18 protein-coding genes are annotated in these 17808 nt (G+C 38.1%); 13 read left to right on the top strand and 5 right to left on the bottom strand.

Features of this window, described 5'->3' with window-relative positions:
- Window positions 1-8: 8 nt before the first annotated feature.
- Window positions 9-1844: a translational GTPase TypA gene (gene typA, locus ACO6FI_RS01170; RefSeq protein ID WP_009446904.1), complete on the bottom strand. Its 1836-nt coding sequence runs from the start codon at window positions 1842-1844 to the stop codon at window positions 9-11.
- 152 nt (window positions 1845-1996) lie between these two features.
- On the opposite strand from typA, the gene ACO6FI_RS01165 reads away from it, so the two are divergent.
- The 3 genes from ACO6FI_RS01165 to ACO6FI_RS01155 are packed head-to-tail and all read left to right on the top strand — an operon-like array spanning window position 1997 to window position 5404.
- Window positions 1997-2368 carry a GntR family transcriptional regulator gene (locus tag ACO6FI_RS01165; RefSeq protein ID WP_485455736.1) on the top strand — a complete coding sequence of 124 codons (372 nt, stop codon included), beginning with the start codon at window positions 1997-1999 and terminating at the stop codon, window positions 2366-2368.
- A complete protein-coding gene (locus ACO6FI_RS01160; RefSeq protein ID WP_485455735.1) occupies window positions 2365-3264 on the top strand; it encodes an ABC transporter ATP-binding protein in 900 nt (299 codons plus the stop codon). The genes ACO6FI_RS01165 and ACO6FI_RS01160 overlap by 4 nt, the downstream gene beginning before the upstream one ends.
- Window positions 3239-5404, top strand: a complete 2166-nt coding sequence (locus ACO6FI_RS01155) for a DUF6449 domain-containing protein (protein ID WP_485455734.1) — start codon at window positions 3239-3241, stop codon at window positions 5402-5404. The genes ACO6FI_RS01160 and ACO6FI_RS01155 overlap by 26 nt, the downstream gene beginning before the upstream one ends.
- A gap of 50 nt (window positions 5405-5454) precedes the next feature.
- Here the strand turns inward: ACO6FI_RS01155 and ACO6FI_RS01150 are convergent, their stop codons facing one another.
- Genes ACO6FI_RS01150 through ACO6FI_RS01140 form a run of 3 tightly spaced genes read right to left on the bottom strand, consistent with a single transcriptional unit; the run spans window position 5455 to window position 7786 of the window.
- Window positions 5455-6258, bottom strand: coding sequence for a gluconate 5-dehydrogenase (locus ACO6FI_RS01150; protein ID WP_485455733.1), 804 nt, complete (start codon window positions 6256-6258; stop codon window positions 5455-5457).
- Window positions 6258-7100, bottom strand: a complete 843-nt coding sequence (kduI, locus tag ACO6FI_RS01145) for a 5-dehydro-4-deoxy-D-glucuronate isomerase (RefSeq protein ID WP_485455732.1) — start codon at window positions 7098-7100, stop codon at window positions 6258-6260. Before kduI ends, ACO6FI_RS01150 begins: the two co-directional genes overlap by 1 nt.
- Window positions 7101-7111: 11 nt before the next feature.
- Window positions 7112-7786: a GntR family transcriptional regulator gene (locus ACO6FI_RS01140; protein ID WP_485455731.1), complete on the bottom strand. Its 675-nt coding sequence runs from the start codon at window positions 7784-7786 to the stop codon at window positions 7112-7114.
- A 187-nt stretch (window positions 7787-7973) separates the two neighbouring features.
- Between ACO6FI_RS01140 and ACO6FI_RS01135 the strand changes: the two genes are divergently transcribed.
- The 8 genes from ACO6FI_RS01135 to thiI all read left to right on the top strand — a co-directional run bounded on the left by ACO6FI_RS01135 (window position 7974) and on the right by thiI (window position 15635).
- Window positions 7974-8624 (top strand): YesL family protein, encoded by a 651-nt coding sequence (locus ACO6FI_RS01135; protein WP_485455730.1) that lies wholly within the window; start codon window positions 7974-7976, stop codon window positions 8622-8624.
- A 178-nt stretch (window positions 8625-8802) separates the two neighbouring features.
- Window positions 8803-9804 carry a phosphate acetyltransferase gene (gene pta, locus ACO6FI_RS01130; protein WP_485455729.1) on the top strand — a complete coding sequence of 334 codons (1002 nt, stop codon included), beginning with the start codon at window positions 8803-8805 and terminating at the stop codon, window positions 9802-9804.
- A 26-nt stretch (window positions 9805-9830) separates the two neighbouring features.
- Window positions 9831-11033 carry an acetate/propionate family kinase gene (locus ACO6FI_RS01125; RefSeq protein WP_485455728.1) on the top strand — a complete coding sequence of 401 codons (1203 nt, stop codon included), beginning with the start codon at window positions 9831-9833 and terminating at the stop codon, window positions 11031-11033.
- 69 nt (window positions 11034-11102) lie between these two features.
- Window positions 11103-11282, top strand: a complete 180-nt coding sequence (gene rpmF, locus ACO6FI_RS01120; RefSeq protein WP_124952507.1) for a 50S ribosomal protein L32 — start codon at window positions 11103-11105, stop codon at window positions 11280-11282.
- A gap of 307 nt (window positions 11283-11589) precedes the next feature.
- A complete protein-coding gene (gene prmA / locus ACO6FI_RS01115; protein ID WP_485455727.1) occupies window positions 11590-12552 on the top strand; it encodes a 50S ribosomal protein L11 methyltransferase in 963 nt (320 codons plus the stop codon).
- A gap of 3 nt (window positions 12553-12555) precedes the next feature.
- Complete coding sequence (locus ACO6FI_RS01110) at window positions 12556-13293, top strand: 16S rRNA (uracil(1498)-N(3))-methyltransferase (RefSeq protein ID WP_485455726.1); 738 nt, start codon at window positions 12556-12558, stop codon at window positions 13291-13293.
- Window positions 13294-14448, top strand: a complete 1155-nt coding sequence (locus tag ACO6FI_RS01105) for a cysteine desulfurase family protein (RefSeq protein WP_485455725.1) — start codon at window positions 13294-13296, stop codon at window positions 14446-14448.
- Window positions 14448-15635, top strand: coding sequence for a tRNA uracil 4-sulfurtransferase ThiI (gene thiI / locus ACO6FI_RS01100; RefSeq protein WP_485455724.1), 1188 nt, complete (start codon window positions 14448-14450; stop codon window positions 15633-15635). Before ACO6FI_RS01105 ends, thiI begins: the two co-directional genes overlap by 1 nt.
- A gap of 40 nt (window positions 15636-15675) precedes the next feature.
- Here the strand turns inward: thiI and ACO6FI_RS01095 are convergent, their stop codons facing one another.
- Window positions 15676-15909, bottom strand: a complete 234-nt coding sequence (locus tag ACO6FI_RS01095; RefSeq protein ID WP_007593716.1) for an HPr family phosphocarrier protein — start codon at window positions 15907-15909, stop codon at window positions 15676-15678.
- A gap of 134 nt (window positions 15910-16043) precedes the next feature.
- Here ACO6FI_RS01095 and ACO6FI_RS01090 point away from each other — a divergent pair, with 134 nt between their 5' ends.
- Both ACO6FI_RS01090 and ACO6FI_RS01085 read left to right on the top strand, forming a co-directional pair.
- On the top strand, window positions 16044-17417 hold the full coding sequence (locus ACO6FI_RS01090; RefSeq protein ID WP_485455723.1) for a MiaB/RimO family radical SAM methylthiotransferase: 1374 nt from the start codon (window positions 16044-16046) through the stop codon (window positions 17415-17417).
- A 125-nt stretch (window positions 17418-17542) separates the two neighbouring features.
- Window positions 17543-17800 (top strand): IreB family regulatory phosphoprotein, encoded by a 258-nt coding sequence (locus ACO6FI_RS01085; protein WP_009446888.1) that lies wholly within the window; start codon window positions 17543-17545, stop codon window positions 17798-17800.
- The last annotated feature ends 8 nt before the right edge of the window (window positions 17801-17808 follow it).

Here is a 17808-nt window from a genome sequence, read left to right as displayed (position 1 = left end):
AGAAATATTTATTGTTTTGACTTGATCATTGAACGCTTTCTGAGTGTAGGATCAAGTATTTTCTTCCTGATACGTAGATTCTCAGGTGTTACCTCCAAAAGCTCGTCGGTATCAATAAACTCAAGCGACTCTTCAAGGCTCATAACTTTAGGTGTAACAAGTCTTAGTGCTTCATCTGCACTTGACGATCTTGTGTTTGTAAGCTTTTTTGTCTTGCAGACATTGATCTCGACGTCCTCGGATTTTCCGTTCTTTCCGATTACCATACCTGCATATACTTTCTCACCCGGTCCGATAAAGAGAGTACCACGCTCCTGTGCATTGAAAAGTCCGTAGGTAATGGACTCGCCGCTCTCAAATGCGATAATGGAACCTGTCTTTCTGTAGAACATATCACCCTTGTACGGTGCATATCCTTCAAACTCGGTATTGAGGATACCGTTTCCCTTGGTGTCGGTCATGAACTCACCTCTGTAGCCGATAAGACCGCGAGACGGAATGAGGAATTGAAGTCTTGTATATCCGCCATGTGTAGGGCTCATCCCCTGAAGCTCACCCTTTCTTGAAGTAAGCTTTTGTATAACCGCACCTGAGAATTCGTCAGGAACATCTACAAATGCAAGCTCCATAGGCTCCTGCTTTTGATTTCTTTCATCATAGTGATATATAACCTCGGCCTTGCTGACTGCAAACTCAAATCCTTCTCTTCTCATATTTTCTATAAGAACGGATAAGTGAAGTTCGCCTCTGCCTGATACTTTAAAGCAGTCAGGAGACTCCGTTTCTTCCACTCTAAGGCTGACGTCCGTATTCAGCTCTCTGAAGAGTCTTTCACGCAGATGTCTTGATGTAATGAACTTTCCTTCTCTTCCTGCAAGAGGAGAGTCGTTTACCATAAAGTTCATCGAGATGGTAGGTTCTGAAATCTTTTGGAAAGGTATTGCCTGCGGATTGTCGATAGAAGTCAGTGTATCTCCGATATGTATATCCGGAATACCTGAGATAGCCACTATTGAACCTATCCTTGCTTCGCTTACTTCCACTCTGTTCAGTCCTTCGTACTCATAGAGCTTACCTATCTTAACCTTTTTCATCTTATCAGGGTCGTGGTGATTGACCAAAGCCACTTCCTGATTTACCTTGATGATACCGTTGTCCACCTTACCTACACCTATTCTACCTACATATTCATTGTAGTCGATAGTGCTTATAAGTACTTGCGGATCCGCGTCTTCGTCACCTGTAGGTGCAGGGATATGCTTGATAATAGTCTCAAACAAAGGCTTCATATCCATATTTGTATCATTGAGATTGTATCTTGCCCAACCTCCTCTTGCACTTGCAAAAAGGAAAGGACAGTCAAGCTGATGCTCATTTGCATCAAGGTCAAGTAAAAGCTCAAGTATCTCGTCTACAACCTCTTCAGGTCTTGCTTCGTCTCTGTCACATTTATTGATAAGGCAAAGCACCTCAAGGTCAAGCTCAAGAGCCTTTCTAAGTACAAATTTGGTCTGCGGCATGGCACCTTCATAAGCGTCAACTACCAGTACGACACCGTTTACCATCTTTAGAACACGCTCCACTTCTCCTCCGAAGTCGGCATGTCCCGGTGTATCTATAATATTGATTTTCACATCACCGTAGTGTACGGCGGTGTTCTTTGAGAGAATTGTGATTCCTCTCTCTCTTTCTATATCATTTGAGTCCATTACTCTTTCAGCCACTTCCTGATTCGCCCTGAAAACACCGCTCTGCTTTAAAAGCTGGTCAACGAGTGTAGTTTTACCATGGTCTACATGGGCGATAATGGCAATATTTCTTATATCTTCTCTTGTTGTTATCATATATACTTCCTCATAAAAATTTACAAATACCTATTATAGCATTGTTTTAGGGGATTTTCCATATATAAAATTTTACTTGGATATTGAAATTAATTAAAGATAATGCTATACTCACTGTACTATGATAGATAATACAGTTAAAGGAGAAGCCTATGATTGTGATTGACTCAAGGGATAAGAGACCTATCTATGAGCAGGTGGTAGACAAGCTGTCCGATCTGATGCTTGTAGGGGTATTGTCTCCGGGGGATAAGCTTCCGTCTGTGAGAAGCCTTGCAATGGAGCTTTCAATAAATACGAATACTATACAAAAGGCCTATATTGAGCTTGAGCGCGAAGGCTATGTATACAGTGTAAAGGGTATCGGAAGCTTTGTATCGGATATGGACAAAATAAAGGAAAATAAGAAAAATGTCTTGTTCAATGAACTTAGGGAGCTGGTGGACAAGTCAAAGAGACTTATAGACAGAGATGAATTTTGTAAAAAAGCGGATGAGTTCTATAAAAAGAAGGAGGAAGTATGATTGAAGCCAAGAATTTAAGTAAGAGCTTTGAAGATATCAAGGCGCTTGACAATATAAGCGCAACTATAAGAGACGGAAATGTCTTCGGACTTATAGGAACCAACGGTGCCGGAAAAAGTACCTTTTTAAAGATACTTGCAGGAATACTAAAGCCTGAGAGCGGTAAGATACTTATTGACAATGAGAGTGTATTTGAAAATATAAATGCAAAAGAGAAGTTTTTTTATATCTCTGATGAGCAGTATTTCTTTGCAAACACCAATGCAAAGGAAATGATGAAATTTTATTCTTCCGTATATAAAAACTTCGATACGGACAAGTGCGAAAAGCTTCTGGCCGCACTTGACCTTGGTATAAACAGAAAGATAAATACCTTTTCAAAAGGAATGAAAAAGCAGCTTTGCATTGCACTCGGAGTGGCGTCAAATACCAAGTATCTGCTCTGTGATGAAACCTTTGACGGACTTGACCCTGTTATGAGACAGGCGGTGAAGAGTCTTTTTGCAAAGGAGATGGATGAGAGAGGTCTGACACCTATAATAGCTTCACACAACTTAAGAGAGCTTGAGGACATCTGTGACCATGTAGGACTTTTACATAAAGGAGGAATACTTCTTTCAAAAGATGTATCGGATATGAAACTTAATATTCATAAAGTACAGTGTGTGTTTGAAAGTAATTTCGATATGGACATGTTAAAGTCGCTTGATATTATGCAGATGAAAAATAGCGGGCGTGTGTATACAATCACCGTTAAGGGTGAGGAAGAAGAGATAAGAACTAAGATGGAAGAGTTTCATCCGGTATTTTTTGAGATGATGGATCTTAGTCTTGAAGAAATATTTATAAGTGAAACGGAGGTCTACGGTTATGACATCAAAAAGCTTATTTTTTAAACTGCTGAAGGAAGATTTTAAGGTAAGGATTTGGAGTCTTGCTGTAAGCATTCTTACATTTTTCTTTTCAGTGATTGTAGCGACGGCTATGATGATAAGCATGCATATGAGTAACAGCGGAATATACGAATATGTAAGTATTGCAAGTGATGTAGAGTTAAGCAAAATTGAGTTTGCTCAGGCTTTTTGTAAATATATAAGTATTGCAAATCCCTTCTTTTCACTTGTATTTATAGGCCTTGCAATGGTAACGGCTTTGTCGGGATTTTCATATCTGTATTCAAAAAAGAAAGTGGATATGTATCACAGTTTGCCTGTAAAAAGAGAAACATTGTTTTTTATAAAGGTAATAAACGGAATTATTATAGCAATTGTACCTTTTATTGTATGTGCTTTAATCGCCTGTTTGATGATATTTATAAATACATCACAGACAAGTGTTATTATGGCAACCATATGGGGAATTATCGGATGGTCACTGGTGTTTTTTCTGAACTATTCTGTAGTGTTGCTTGCAATAATGCTTACAGGAAATATGCTTATAGGAATTTTGGCATGTGTATTTTTTGATTTTTATTTTCCGTCACTTTCATTTATTTTGATGGAATATCAAAAAATGTTTTTAAAGACCTGTTACAATTGCGGTCCCTTCCTTGAAAAGTTTTTACCGAATGTATCAAGCGTTATGATCGCATTCAATGTATTTAAGCTTAGTGAAATCAGTGAAATTGTGATTTCACTGATTGCCGGTATTCTTCTAATGTTTGTAAACCTGTTGCTGTACAGGAAGAGAGCTTCGGAAACTGCGGGTAAAAGTATAAGTTTCACAATAATAAAAGTACCTGTAAAGTTTATGACAGTGATTTTTATGAGTATGATGATGTATCTGCTTGCATATGAAATTATGATGGAAAGCACGGCATGGGGTATTTTCGGAGCGGTTGTAGGCGGAGTAATTACTCACTGTACAATGGAAATAATTTATAATCAGGATTTTAAGAAGATTTTTGCTAATAAAATACAGATGCTTATCTGTATAGTTATTTCACTTATCTTTGTTTGTATGTTCCAAATGGATTTGCTTGGATATGACAGATATATACCTAAGGTATCGGATATAAAGAGTGTGGCTGTAATATCTGATATTTTGGAAAGCAATGAATCACTATACTATAATAAAATCAAAGTTGGCAAGGATTATTATGCCGGCGGCAAGAATGTATATGTGGACTATGCAGATACCGACAGTATAGAATCATCATTGTTAAGTAAGATGGATATAGGAAATAAGGAAGCCGTACTTGAACTGGCAAAACTTGGAGCGGGATCAGTGAGTGATTATTATGAGGACTCACAGAGAGTGGTAATATCATATAAGCTGAAATCGGGAAGAACTGTACAAAGAGCTTATAATATAGGTTTTCAAGATATGATTTCACAGCTGTCAAAAATATATGATGATGAAGGCTATAAAAAAAGTATTTATCCCATACTTACAGAGGATAACAATGATATAGTAAGTATAGACTTAAACGGAATAAAGGATAATGACGGTCATATAGAATTAAAGGATAATAACTTAAAAAACAGACTTATGGATGCATACAAAAAAGATTTGCTTGGTTTAAGCTATGATACCAGAATGAAGAGTTATCCTATATACTCAATCAGATTTAATAATGAATATATGCAAAAAGCCTTGGAGGACTATATTCGTATTTCCAACGACGGTTATGATTCAATTGATAAGAAATATCCGAATGTAATGGAGGAAGTAGGATATTATCCCGTCTATCCTGAGTTTAAGGATACCATATCCATACTTAATGAAATGGGAGTTGATGCCGCAAAAACACTTCCTATAGAGGATATAGACAGAATAGAGGTAAGCCGTTATTATACATCGGGTCAGGCACAAGAGTATTACAATGAGGACAATGTGAAAGTCTTTAAAGATGCAAAAGATATAGACAAAATTCTTAGCGCTTTGGATTTTTGTGACAGTCCGTATAAGGACAGCCTGAATGAAGATATGGATCTTAATGTCTATATTTATCTGAAGACCGATAAAGATAATCCTTATGGAGGTTCAACATCATATCACTTTAAAAAGGGGAATATACCTGATATAGCAAGGTAAGGACATAGAAATATGGTAAGTGGGTTGGTAAATCAACCCACTTTTTATTTTTATGGTTGCTTTCCTATATATGCCAGTATTCCGCCGTCTACATAGAGTATATGTCCGTTTACAAAGTCGGATGCAGAGGATGATAAGAATACTACAGGGCCTGCAAGGTCGGCAGGATCTCCCCATCTGTTTGCAGGAGTCTTTGCAAGTATAAAGGAATCAAAAGGATGTTTGCTTCCGTCAGGCTGTATCTCACGAAGAGGTGCGGTCTGTGATGTTGCAATATATCCCGGTCCTATTCCGTTACACTGAATATTGTACTGACCGTATTCAGAAGCTATATTTTTTGTAAGCATTTTTAAACCGCCCTTTGCTGCTGCATAGGCGCTTACAGTTTCTCTGCCAAGCTCACTCATCATGGAGCAGATATTTATTATTTTGCCGCTTCTTCTTTTTACCATACCCGGTAAAACAGCCTTTGCCATAATAAAAGGTGCGATAAGGTCCACATCTATAACTGAATTGAACTCATCCACGCTCATATCGGTCATCGGAATTCTTTTTATGATTCCGGCATTGTTTATAAGAATATCTATTTCACCGATATTCTTTTCAATATCGGCTACCATATTCTTTACGTCTTCTTCATCGGTTACATCACATACATAACCCTTTGCATCAATATTTTCTTTTTTATATGCTTCAAGACCTTTTTTCAATCCGTCCTCTGAACTGCTGTTAAATATTACCTTCGCACCTGCGTCGGAAAGTGCCTTTGCCATTGCAAAGCCTATTCCGTGAGATGCACCTGTAACAAGTGCGATTTTTCCGTCAAGTCTGAAGCTGTTTAAAACATTTTCCATTATCTCAAATCCTCGTTCTTTATAACATCCATATCGTCAAATGCCTGATTTTCGCCGCCCATTGCCCAGATAAAAGTATAGTTTGATGTACCTGCCGCCGAATGTATACTCCATGAAGGAGATATGACGGCTTCTTCATTGTGCATTACAATATGTCTTGTTTCATTCGGCTCACCCATAAGATGGAAGATAACATTGTCCTTTGGAACCTCAAAGTACATATAGATTTCCATTCTTCTCTCATGTGTATGTGCAGGCATTGTATTCCATACATTTCCCTCATCAAGAACGGTCATGCCCATAGAAAGCTGTGCGGTTTGTAATACATCAGGATGTATAAACTGATTTATCACTCTCTTATTTGAAGTCTTATTATCTCCAAGAGATTTTTTGGCGGCATCCTTTATTGATATAAATTTTGTTTTATATGAAATATGTGCAGGAGCGCTTACCATATAAAACTTGGCCGGATTGCTTTTATCAAGGCTTTTGAAAGTGACATTTTTTGTACCCTTAGTGATATAGAGGCAATCCTTATAGTCAAGTATAAAGGTTTCACCATCTGCTGCTATTTCGCCCTTTCCTCCGATATTAAAAATACCTATCTCTCTTCTTTCAAGAAAATACTTTGTACCGAAATTTGACCATATATCGATATCCTTATCAATAGGCACCGCCTCATCAACAGGCATACATCCAAGAGTTACCATCCTGTCCACATGTGAATAAACCGCAACTACCTTATCGGGCTGATAAAGATTTTCAATAAGAAATTCATCCCTTATTTCACCTGTTGTATAATGCTTAAAGTCTCTTTGATTTGCTGAATAACGTATGTCCATAAAATCCTCCTTTAATATGCTGTAAACATTTCATCAAATTTGTTATTTAAGGCCGCATTGACCCTCTCAATACCGCCATAAAGATGCTTTTTAACTATTTTCTCTATCTTAGAGGTATCCCTGCTTTTAATTACCTCATACATTTGTCTATGTTCAAGTATTACATGCTCATAGTTTTCACATTCGAGCATATCAAGCATGCAAAATCTTGTGTAATTGGAGTCGGATTTTCTTATCTGTTCCCACAGATAGGTATGTCCGGTTTTCTTATACCACAATTCATGCATGGACAAATCTATTTCCTTAAATTTATCCGGCTTAAAGTTTTTGGTGTTTTCATAGCTTTTAACCAGTCTGATAACGGTCTTTTCAAGTTTTTTTATATCACTGTCTGTAGCAACGGCAATGTAGTCTTTGAGTACCATGCTCTCAAGTGCAAATCTTTCATAGATTATCTGCTTGACTATTTCCATATTTATCATGGATACCCTTGAACCGCTCTTTGGAATAATATCTACAAGCCCCGCTCCGGCAAGTCGTGAAAGCACTGCACGTATGGGAGTTCTTGAAACATTGTATTTGGTGCATAAGCTGTTTTCACTGATAAGCCTGCCGGGTTTTAAGTTTAACATCAATATATCATTTTCTATTTCCGAGTATATATTTTGAACGGTAGAAATACTCATACCCCCTTTCATACATAAATTAACCTTGTATGCAAGCATTATTTTATGCTATGATTAACAGGCTTATAAGACCATAATATAACGGATATTTTAATAAGTCAATCGAAAACTTGTATCCAAGATTTAAATAAACTTGTATCCAAGAAACCGGAATAACTGTTTGATAAATTTTAACAAGGAGAAATATATGGGCGGATTTTTTAATTATGACAATCCTGTATGGAGATTTGTGGGAAGAATATGGGATCTGTTTATTTTAAACTTGCTTTGGGTGATATGCTCTATACCGATAATAACCTTCGGAGCGGCTACAACAGCAATGTATTACTGCACCTTAAAAATAGCAAAAGACCGTGACAGCGGAGGAATGTTTAGGATGTTCTTTCACAGCTTTAAAGACAATATAAAGCAGTCTACTCTCATTTGGATAATAATGGCTGTGACAGGCGGTATACTTTTCTTTGATATAAGGTTTTTCAGTGTTTACGCACCTATACAAAATACATTTATAAGAATGATAATATTTACGGTTACCTGCTTTTTGATGCTGTTATGGTTATTTATATTTCTATATGTATTTCCTATACAGGCAAAGTTTATCAATCCGATAAAGCATACTTTTAAACTGGCGCTTTTCATGTCTATAAAGCACCTTGTCAGAACAATAATCATATTGGCGGGAAGTGTAATAATACTTATAGCGGTATATTATCTGATAATGAGAATGCCGGGAGTAATGTCCATGCTTGTGCTGATACTGGGTCCCGGAATAGCGCTGTTTCAGTCAAGTCAGTTCAATATGGTCTTCGATAAATATATAAATGAGGATAATGAATAAAAAATATTGTACTGATTTTTAGACATTTTGTTATTTTATTAACTAATCTTAATGCTTGTATTGTGGCTTTTTTTTTACTATACTATACATATATGAGCTCGGATGAGCTTTTTGTTGTGCAAATAAGCACAGGTTAAATATAAGCTATATGCTGTAATAACAGAAAGGGATATGTCATATGTCAATGATGGATCAACTAAGAGAGAGAGCAAAGAAAAGTAAGAAAACTATAATATTGCCGGAGTCAATGGATAAGAGAACCTTTAAGGCTGCCGAAACAATCTTGAAAGACGGTTTGGCAAACCTGATAATCATCGGAACACCACAGGAAGTGGAGGAGTATTCAAAGGGTTTTGATATCACAGGAGCGACAATAATTGATCCAAATACTTATGAGAAGACAAAAGAATATGAGGACCTCTTTGTAGAACTCAGAAAGTCAAAGGGACTTACTCATGAAGATGCAAGAAAGCAGATGCTTAGCGACTATACAACTTACGGATGCCTTATGCTCAAGGCGGGAGATGCCGACGGACTTGTAAGCGGTGCATGTCATTCAACAGCCAATACATTAAGACCTGCATTACAGATAATAAAGACAAAGCCGGGTACAAAGCTTGTTTCAGGATTCTTTGTAATGGAAGTTCCGAACTGTGAATTCGGCGAGGACGGTGTATTTGTATTTGCGGACTGCTCACTTGAGCAAAATCCTGATCCTGAGAAGCTTGCAGCTATTGCACTCTCATCAGCTGAAAGCTTTAAGTTCCTTGTAGGAAAGGAGCCTAAGGTTGCAATGTTAAGCCACTCATCAAAGGGAAGTGCAAAGCATGACGATGTAACAAAGGTTGTGGAGGCTACAAGAATTGCAAAAGAACTTGCACCAAATCTTTGTCTTGACGGAGAACTTCAGCTTGATGCGGCTATCGTTCCTGAGGTCGGAGAAGCTAAGGCACCGGGTTCAAATGTGGCAGGACATGCAAATGTACTTGTATTCCCTGATCTTGATGCCGCAAATATCGGATATAAGCTTGTTCAAAGACTTGCAAAGGCAAATGCTTACGGACCTATGTGTCAGGGTATTGCAAAGCCTGTAAACGACCTTTCAAGAGGATGCTCGGCTGAGGACATTGTCGGTGTGGTTGCAATCACGGCAATTCAGGCGGCAGGAGAAGATAAATAAATTAAACACGAGGAATGGAGTTTCTTATGAAAAATATTTTGGTTATAAACTGTGGCAGCTCATCACTTAAGTATCAGCTTATAAACATGGAAAATGAAGAGCCTTTGGCAAAGGGGTTGTTTGAGAGAATAGCAATACCGGGATCAAAGCTTACACATGAGCCTATCGGAAAAGACAAGTATGTCGTAGAGAAGGATGTAAAAGATCATACAGAGGCTATTGCACTTGTATTTGAGGCACTTACAGACAAGGAGCACGGTGTGATAAAGGATGCAAGCGAAATCGCGGCTGTAGGACACAGAGTGGTACAGGGTGGCGTTAAGTATCCTGATTCCGTAGTTATTGACGATGAGGTAAAGGCTGAGATAAAGAAGTACTGTGATCTTGCACCGCTTCACAACCCTGCAAACCTTATGGGTATTGAAGCTGTAGAAAAGGCAATGCCGGGAATTACAAATGTAGCCGCTTTTGATACATCATTCGGTATGGGAATGCCGGAAAAAGCATACAAGTATGCTATTCCAAGTGAGTACTATGACAAGTATCATATCAGAAGATACGGTTTCCACGGTACAAGCCATATGTATGTATCACATGAGGCTGTTAAGTTTGCAAACCTTGATAAAGACAATGCAAAGATAATAGTATGTCACCTCGGAAACGGTGCATCAATATCAGCATCTATAGGCGGCAAATGTATAGATTCATCAATGGGTCTTACTCCGCTTGAGGGTCTTATCATGGGTACAAGATCGGGAGATATCGACCCTGCCATAGTACAGTATATCTGTGACAAGGAGAATAGAAGTGTTGACGAGGTATTAAATATCCTCAACAAAAAGTCGGGTGTACTCGGAATGAGCGGCGGTATATCATCAGACTTCAGAGATATTGAGAATGCCGCAGCGGACGGAAATAAGCTTGCAGAAGTTGCGCTTGAAGCATTCAGATACAGAATTATCAAGTATGTAGGTGCATATATAGCTGCAATGGGCGGAGTGGATGCTATCTGCTTTACAGCCGGTGTAGGTGAGAACGATAAGGAAACAAGAAGAATTGTAGGAAACGCTTTCGGATATCTCGGTGCAAAGATTGATGACAATGCAAACAATGTTCGCGGCAAGAGAACTATGATTTCAACCCCTGACTCTAAGGTTAAGCTTATTCTTATGCCTACAAATGAGGAATTGGCTATAGCAAGAGATGCTTACAGATTGGCTAAAAAATAATATTGACAAGTGAAACCTTTACCATTATAATAAAACAAGTTTTGTGACTCGAGATAAGGAGGTGAAAGAATGTCAATTTGTCCAAAGAATAAAACATCTCGCGGTAGAAGAGATAAGAGAAGAGCTAACTGGAAGATGTCAGCTACAAGTCTTGTAAAATGTCCTAAGTGTGGAGAGTTAATGCTTCCTCATAGAGTTTGTAAGGCATGTGGTTCATATAACAAGCGTGAAATAGTAACAGTAGAATAATATTTTCTGCTGATCGGATTAACAGGGTTGCTACTTAGTGGCAGCCCTGTTATTCTATTAAATGACAAAATACATATAACTAAAAATGATTGAGTAGATGCTTTGATTTTACAATCCTTGTAGCGTTTAGCTGTGCGCAAAAAGCGAGACAGGATTCAGCAGCCGAGGACCTGTTTGAGTGCAGTTCGCTGCTTTCCAAGCGAATAAACGAGTTTTTACAGGCTGCGTAAAATCCTGCGAAGCTTTTAAGCATAGCTGCGTTTAGGATTGGAAAATCAAAATTCTACCTACATATAGGAGTAATTATATGAAGTGGGAGAAGTATACTCTTATTACAAAGACCGATGCGGTGGATATTATAAGTGCATCGCTTGGAGATATAGGCGTGGAAGGTATTGAGATAGAAGACAATGTACCTCTTACAGCCGAAGAGACAAAGGGAATGTTTATAGATATTTTGCCTGAACTTCCAAAGGATGAAGGTGTAGCAAAAGTAAGCTTTTATCTGGATTCCGAGGCGGACAATACAAAGCTTTTGGAGGATATCCATAATACATTGGAAGAACTTAAAGAGTTTTGCGATATAGGAGACAGTGTGCTTACAAAGTCCGAAACTGAAGATAAAGACTGGATAAACAATTGGAAGCAGTATTTTAAGCCTTTTTATGTAGGCGATATACTTATAAAACCTACTTGGGAAGAGATACCTGAGGATGCAAAGTATAAGACACTTATACAGATAGATCCGGGTACTGCATTCGGTACAGGTTCACATGAGACTACCAAGCTGTGTATATTGGCACTTGAGAAGTATCTGAAGACAAAGCCTGAAGCCAAAGTGCTTGATATAGGTACAGGAAGCGGAATACTTGGAATCGCGGCATTAAAGCTTGGAGCGGAATGTGTATTCGGAACAGACCTTGACGATATGGCTATAGATGCGGTCATGGAAAATATGATAAGCAATGAAATAGGTATGACCGAGTTTGTAGCGGTGTGCGGAGATATCCTGACCGATGAGAATATAATGGATATGGCAGGCTATGAAAAGTTTGATATAGTTACAGCCAATATTTTGGCTCCTGTTATTATAGAACTTATAAAGACTGTAGCAAAGCATATGAGAAAAGGCGGAATATTCATCACATCCGGAATAATAGATACAAAGGAAGCCGATGTGGTGCTTGCTTTTAAAAAGAGTGAGGATTTTGAAATCATCGAGATAAACCACCTTGGAGAGTGGGTAAGCATCGCGGCAAAAAAGAGGTAATAAATGTATCATTTTTTTGTAGAAGAAGAGCAGGTAAACGGCGAAAATGCGTATATAAAAGGCAGTGATGTAAATCATATAGTAAATGTTCTCAGGATGAAGGTCGGAGAAGAACTTCTGATCAGTGTAAAAGGAGATTGGGATTATCTTTGTAAGATAGAAAAAACGGAAGCTGACAGGGTGGATTTGAAAGTGCTTGAGAGCATGGAACAAAGAGAACTGCCTGTAAAGATTACATTATTGCAGGGTATTCCAAAATCAGACAAGCTTGAAATGATAATACAAAAGGCGATAGAACTCGGTGTAAGTGAGATAATACCTGTAAAGACAAAAAGAGTTGTGGTAAAGATAGATGAAAAGAAAGTCGACGCTAAGATAAACAGATGGAATGCTATTGCAGAGAGTGCGGCCAAACAGTCAAAGAGAAGTATTGTTCCGAAAGTATTAAAGCCGCAGACTGTCGAAAATGCACTTGAAACTGTAAAGGACTATGGTGTAAAATTGTTACCCTATGAGAATGCACAAGGTATCAAAAAGACCAGGAGTATACTTGAGAGTCTGGACGGCAAAAATGATATAGCCGTTTTTATCGGACCTGAAGGCGGATTTGAGGAAGCTGAAGTAAAAAAGGCGACAGACTTTGGGTTTGAAGTGATTACACTCGGAAAAAGAATCCTAAGGACGGAGACGGCAGGACTTGCATTGCTCAGTAATATAATGATCAGATTGGAAGAAGAATAGATGGACGCATATTTTGACAACTCGGCTTCTACAAAAGTAAGTGAAAAAGCCATAGATATAATGTTAAAGACTATGAGGGAGGACTATGCAAACAGCAGTGCGAAGCATATAAAAGGTGTAGATGCCGAAAAATATGTAAAGGATGCCGCTGAAACAATAGCAAAGACTCTCAAAGTTAAAAAAAGTGAGATAATCTTTACATCAGGCGGGACGGAATCCAATAATATGGCACTTTTAGGCACGGCCATGGCAAAAAAGAGGCTTGGAAAGCATATAATAATATCGGGAATAGAGCATCCTGCAGTATATATGCCTGCGACATTTTTGACGGAAGAAGGTTTTGAGCTGACTGTACTTCCTGTGGATAAAACAGGAAGAGTGGACCTTGAGGTATTAAAAGAAAGCATCAGAGAAGATACAATACTGGTTTCAATTATGTATGTAAATAATGAAATAGGAGCTGTGGAGCCTGTAGATGAGATATCAAAGATAATAAAGAGTAAGAATTTAAACACTCTCTTTCATGTAGACGCAATACAGGCATATACAAAATTAAAAATAAATCCTAAAACACAGGGAATTGATATGCTCTCGGCTTCAGGGCATAAGTTCCACGGCCCGAAGGGTGTAGGATTTTTATACATTGACGGCAATGTGAAGATAAATCCTATTATATTCGGAGGCGGACATCAAAGAGGTATGAGAAGCGGCACATTAAATACTACCGGAATTGCCGGAATGGGAGTTGCCGCAAAAGAAGCCTATGACGAGTTTGATAACAGAATTGAAAAGATCAAGAGCCTTAAAAACTTTATTATGGATGAACTTGAGAAAATAGACGGAGCCGTATTAAATACCGGCAGAGGCGATAACTTCGCACCGCAGATTATAAGTGTATCTTTTGAAGATATTCGTGCGGAAGTTTTATTACACGCCTTGGAGGACAGAGGTATATATGTTTCAAGCGGTTCGGCATGCTCTTCAAATCATCCGGGTATATCGGGAACACTTAAGGCTGTAGGTATAAGAGAAGATTTATTGGATGCTACCATAAGGATTTCCTTATCCGAGCTCAACAATATGGAGGATGCAAAGTATCTTATAGACAATCTGAAGGAGCTTTTGCCGCTTCTTAGAAAATTTGTGAGGAAATAATGAAGTACAAATCATTTTTAATTAAATACGGTGAAATAGGTGTAAAGGGCAAGAACAGATATATGTTTGAAGATGCCCTGATGAAGCAAATCAGAATTGCATTAAAAGAAGTGGAAGGCAAGTTCTTTGTATCAAAAGAACTTGGAAGAATATATGTGGATACCGACGGAGATTATGACTACGAGGACACCATAGACAGACTCAGTAAGGTATTCGGAATAGTAGGCATCTGTCCGATGGTCAGAATAGAGTCAAAGGACTACGAAAATCTGAAAAAAAGTGTGGTTGAATATGTGGATGAAGTGTATCCGGATAAGAACTTTACGTTCAAGGTGGATACCAGAAGAGCGGACAAGAGTTTTCCGGGTACTTCAGAGAGTATCAATGCAGACCTTGGAGAGGTGATTTTAAACGCATTTCCCGAGATAAAGGTAAATGTAAGAAAGCCTGATGTGCTTATCAAAGTGGAGATAAGAACCTTTATCAATATATATTCACTTGAGATAGAGGGACCGGGAGGAATGCCTATAGGTACAAACGGTAAAGCGATGTTACTCTTATCAGGAGGAATAGACTCACCTGTAGCGGGATATATGATTGCAAAAAGAGGTGTGAGAGTGGAAGCGGTATATTTCCACGCACCGCCGTATACTTCGGAGAGAGCAAAGAGAAAGGTAATAGAGCTTGCAGAGATTGTGGCAAGATACAGCGGACCTATAAACTTACATATAATCAATTTTACGGATATCCAGCTTGCAATATATGAGAACTGTCCACATGAGGAACTTACAATCATCATGAGAAGGTATATGATGAAGATTGCAGAGAGAATAGCTGTGGAAAACGGCGATCAGGCGCTTATAACAGGTGAGAGTATAGGACAGGTGGCATCTCAGACAATACAGTCGCTGCTTACCACAGACGCGGCAGCCACATTGCCTGTATTCAGACCGCTTATAGGTTTTGATAAACAGGAGATTGTGGAGATTTCTGAGAAGATAGGCACATATGAGACTTCTATACAGCCATATGAGGACTGCTGTACAATATTTGTTGCAAAGCATCCTGTGACAAAGCCTGTACTTGAAGGTATTGAGAGATCTGAAAAGAGCCTTGAAGGAAAGATAGAAGAACTTTTGGAAAGGGCGCTTGAGACTAAAGAAAGAATTTTGGTAAAGGCGAAGTGATAAAAAATCCGGCAGATACATCTGCCGGATTAAAAAAATATTATTTGATGATATATGGAGAGAGTGCCTCAAGTATCTGCTCTACATTATCCTCAGCGTGAATGTTAAGATCGATAGGCTTTGATAAGTCTAAGCTGAAGATACCCATTATTGATTTTGCATCTATAACATATCTTCCTGAAACTAAGTCAAAGTCTACATCGTACTTAGCCAATTCGTTAACAAATGACTTTACTTTGTCGATGGAATTAAGGGAAATTTGAACTGTTTTCATATAATCCTCCATTGTAAAAAATATTGTGTGAATGCAACAAACACATAAAAGTATTTGCACATTAGCTTCTGCCTATATCCTATATAAATTTTATAGTAAAGTCAATGACATTTGAAAAGTTAGAAAGGATTTTTATGAAAACAGTTGCTTTTCACACACTGGGCTGTAAGGTAAATACATATGAAACTGAGGCTATGCAGCAGCTGATGGAGGCTGCAGGCTATAAATGTGTGGATTTCGGTGAAAAAGCGGATGTATATATTATAAATACCTGCTCGGTGACAAATATTGCAGACAGAAAGTCAAGACAGATGCTTCACAGGGCTAGAAAGATGAACGAAGATGCCATAGTTGTAGCGGCAGGTTGCTATGTGGAGTCCGCAAAGGAAAAAATTGATGAGGACCTAAGTATTGATATAATTGTCGGAAACAATAACAAAAACGAGATTGTAAATATAATAAATGAGTATTTACAGGATAAGAATGAAAACAGGTTCATAATTGATATAAATAAAAATACCGAGTATGAAGAGTTCAATATAAGTAAAATAAACGACCATACCAGAGCTTTTATAAAAGTGCAGGACGGCTGCAACCAGTTTTGCTCATACTGTATTATTCCGTTTACAAGAGGCAGGGTGAGAAGCAGAAAGATGGAAAATATCATAGAAGAGGTAAAAAAGCTTGCATCTTCAGGATATAAGGAAGTGGTGCTTACAGGTATACATCTTTCATCATACGGAGTGGATTTTTTGGATGAGTCTTATAATAAAAGAATGGAGTTACTCACACAGACCGAGGAAAGTGATGAGGAGTTTGTCACAAAGAACGAGCTGCTTAATCTGATAGAAAATATAGCAAAAGTGGACGGAATAGAAAGAATTCGTATAGGCTCACTTGAACCGAGGATTATAAAAGAGGAGTTTATAAAGAGGCTTAGTGAAATAAACAAGTTTTGCCCGCATTTTCATCTTAGTTTACAGAGCGGATGTGACAAGACTCTAAAGAGTATGAACAGAAAGTATACTGCAAGTGAGTTTTATGAGGGAGTAGAGCTTATAAGAAAGTATTTTGACTCTCCGGCAATCACTACGGATATTATTGTGGGATTTCCGGGAGAAAGTGAAAGAGATTTTGAAGAGAGTAAAGCCTTTGTAGAGAAGGTAAAATTCTATGAAACTCATATCTTCCCGTACTCTGTAAGAGAGGGTACAAAAGCCGCACATATGCCGCAGGTGGACGGTAATGAGAAGGCAAAGAGGGCAAATATATTGAATGAAATAAATTTGGAAAACCAAAGAGAGTTCAGAAGTCAAAGAATCACAAGAGTTGATGAGGTACTTTGCGAGGAGACTTTTACAAAGGATGGAAAAGAGTATTATACAGGTTATACAAAGGAATATGTAAAGATTGCAGTCTTAAAGGACGGACTTAATACAAACGATATCATAAAAGGCAAAGTGGCCCGGTTTTTGACGAATGATATATTGTTGATGAAAAAAGAATAAAACAATATGCATTAGTGCGAAAAAATCTGTGTTGAGGTTTTATTTTCTGAACTTTAAAAATAATATTGCAATATAACCTGCAATCGTGATAAAATAAAACTTATTAGAAAAGGAAGCGTGATAAGATGGATGTTCAAAATACACAATATTTTAGGGCAGTACAAGAAAATAAGATGGATGTCAAGGAAGTGTTGAAGCTGGTTTATGAGGCTATGACAGAGAAGGGATATAATCCGGTAAATCAGATAGTCGGCTATGTGATGTCAGGAGATCCGACTTATATCACGAGTCACAAGAGTGCAAGAAGTCTCATTATGAAGGTTGAGCGTGATGAGATAGTGGAAGAGTTGTTAAAAAGTTATATTGAGAAGAATCTTAGCTGAACTTTTTA

Source organism: Lachnoanaerobaculum sp., assembly GCF_057250505.1.
This window is presented reverse-complemented; position numbering and strand designations above follow the sequence as displayed.

What these genes read in the sequence shown, in the direction of transcription:
- ACO6FI_RS01155 (WP_485455734.1), top strand. Translation starts at nt 3,239, where the DNA reads ATGACATCAAAAAGCTTATTTTTTAAACTGCTGAAGGAAGATTTTAAG.
- typA (WP_009446904.1), bottom strand. Translation starts at nt 1,844, where the DNA reads ATGATAACAACAAGAGAAGATATAAGAAATATTGCCATTATCGCCCAT.
- rpmF (WP_124952507.1), top strand. Translation starts at nt 11,103, where the DNA reads ATGTCAATTTGTCCAAAGAATAAAACATCTCGCGGTAGAAGAGATAAG.
- ACO6FI_RS01135 (WP_485455730.1), top strand. Translation starts at nt 7,974, where the DNA reads ATGGGCGGATTTTTTAATTATGACAATCCTGTATGGAGATTTGTGGGA.
- kduI (WP_485455732.1), bottom strand. Translation starts at nt 7,100, where the DNA reads ATGGACATACGTTATTCAGCAAATCAAAGAGACTTTAAGCATTATACA.
- ACO6FI_RS01165 (WP_485455736.1), top strand. Translation starts at nt 1,997, where the DNA reads ATGATTGTGATTGACTCAAGGGATAAGAGACCTATCTATGAGCAGGTG.
- ACO6FI_RS01095 (WP_007593716.1), bottom strand. Translation starts at nt 15,909, where the DNA reads ATGAAAACAGTTCAAATTTCCCTTAATTCCATCGACAAAGTAAAGTCA.
- ACO6FI_RS01160 (WP_485455735.1), top strand. Translation starts at nt 2,365, where the DNA reads ATGATTGAAGCCAAGAATTTAAGTAAGAGCTTTGAAGATATCAAGGCG.
- ACO6FI_RS01150 (WP_485455733.1), bottom strand. Translation starts at nt 6,258, where the DNA reads ATGGAAAATGTTTTAAACAGCTTCAGACTTGACGGAAAAATCGCACTT.
- prmA (WP_485455727.1), top strand. Translation starts at nt 11,590, where the DNA reads ATGAAGTGGGAGAAGTATACTCTTATTACAAAGACCGATGCGGTGGAT.
- ACO6FI_RS01105 (WP_485455725.1), top strand. Translation starts at nt 13,294, where the DNA reads ATGGACGCATATTTTGACAACTCGGCTTCTACAAAAGTAAGTGAAAAA.
- pta (WP_485455729.1), top strand. Translation starts at nt 8,803, where the DNA reads ATGTCAATGATGGATCAACTAAGAGAGAGAGCAAAGAAAAGTAAGAAA.
- ACO6FI_RS01140 (WP_485455731.1), bottom strand. Translation starts at nt 7,786, where the DNA reads ATGAGTATTTCTACCGTTCAAAATATATACTCGGAAATAGAAAATGAT.
- ACO6FI_RS01090 (WP_485455723.1), top strand. Translation starts at nt 16,044, where the DNA reads ATGAAAACAGTTGCTTTTCACACACTGGGCTGTAAGGTAAATACATAT.
- ACO6FI_RS01085 (WP_009446888.1), top strand. Translation starts at nt 17,543, where the DNA reads ATGGATGTTCAAAATACACAATATTTTAGGGCAGTACAAGAAAATAAG.
- ACO6FI_RS01125 (WP_485455728.1), top strand. Translation starts at nt 9,831, where the DNA reads ATGAAAAATATTTTGGTTATAAACTGTGGCAGCTCATCACTTAAGTAT.
- ACO6FI_RS01110 (WP_485455726.1), top strand. Translation starts at nt 12,556, where the DNA reads ATGTATCATTTTTTTGTAGAAGAAGAGCAGGTAAACGGCGAAAATGCG.
- thiI (WP_485455724.1), top strand. Translation starts at nt 14,448, where the DNA reads ATGAAGTACAAATCATTTTTAATTAAATACGGTGAAATAGGTGTAAAG.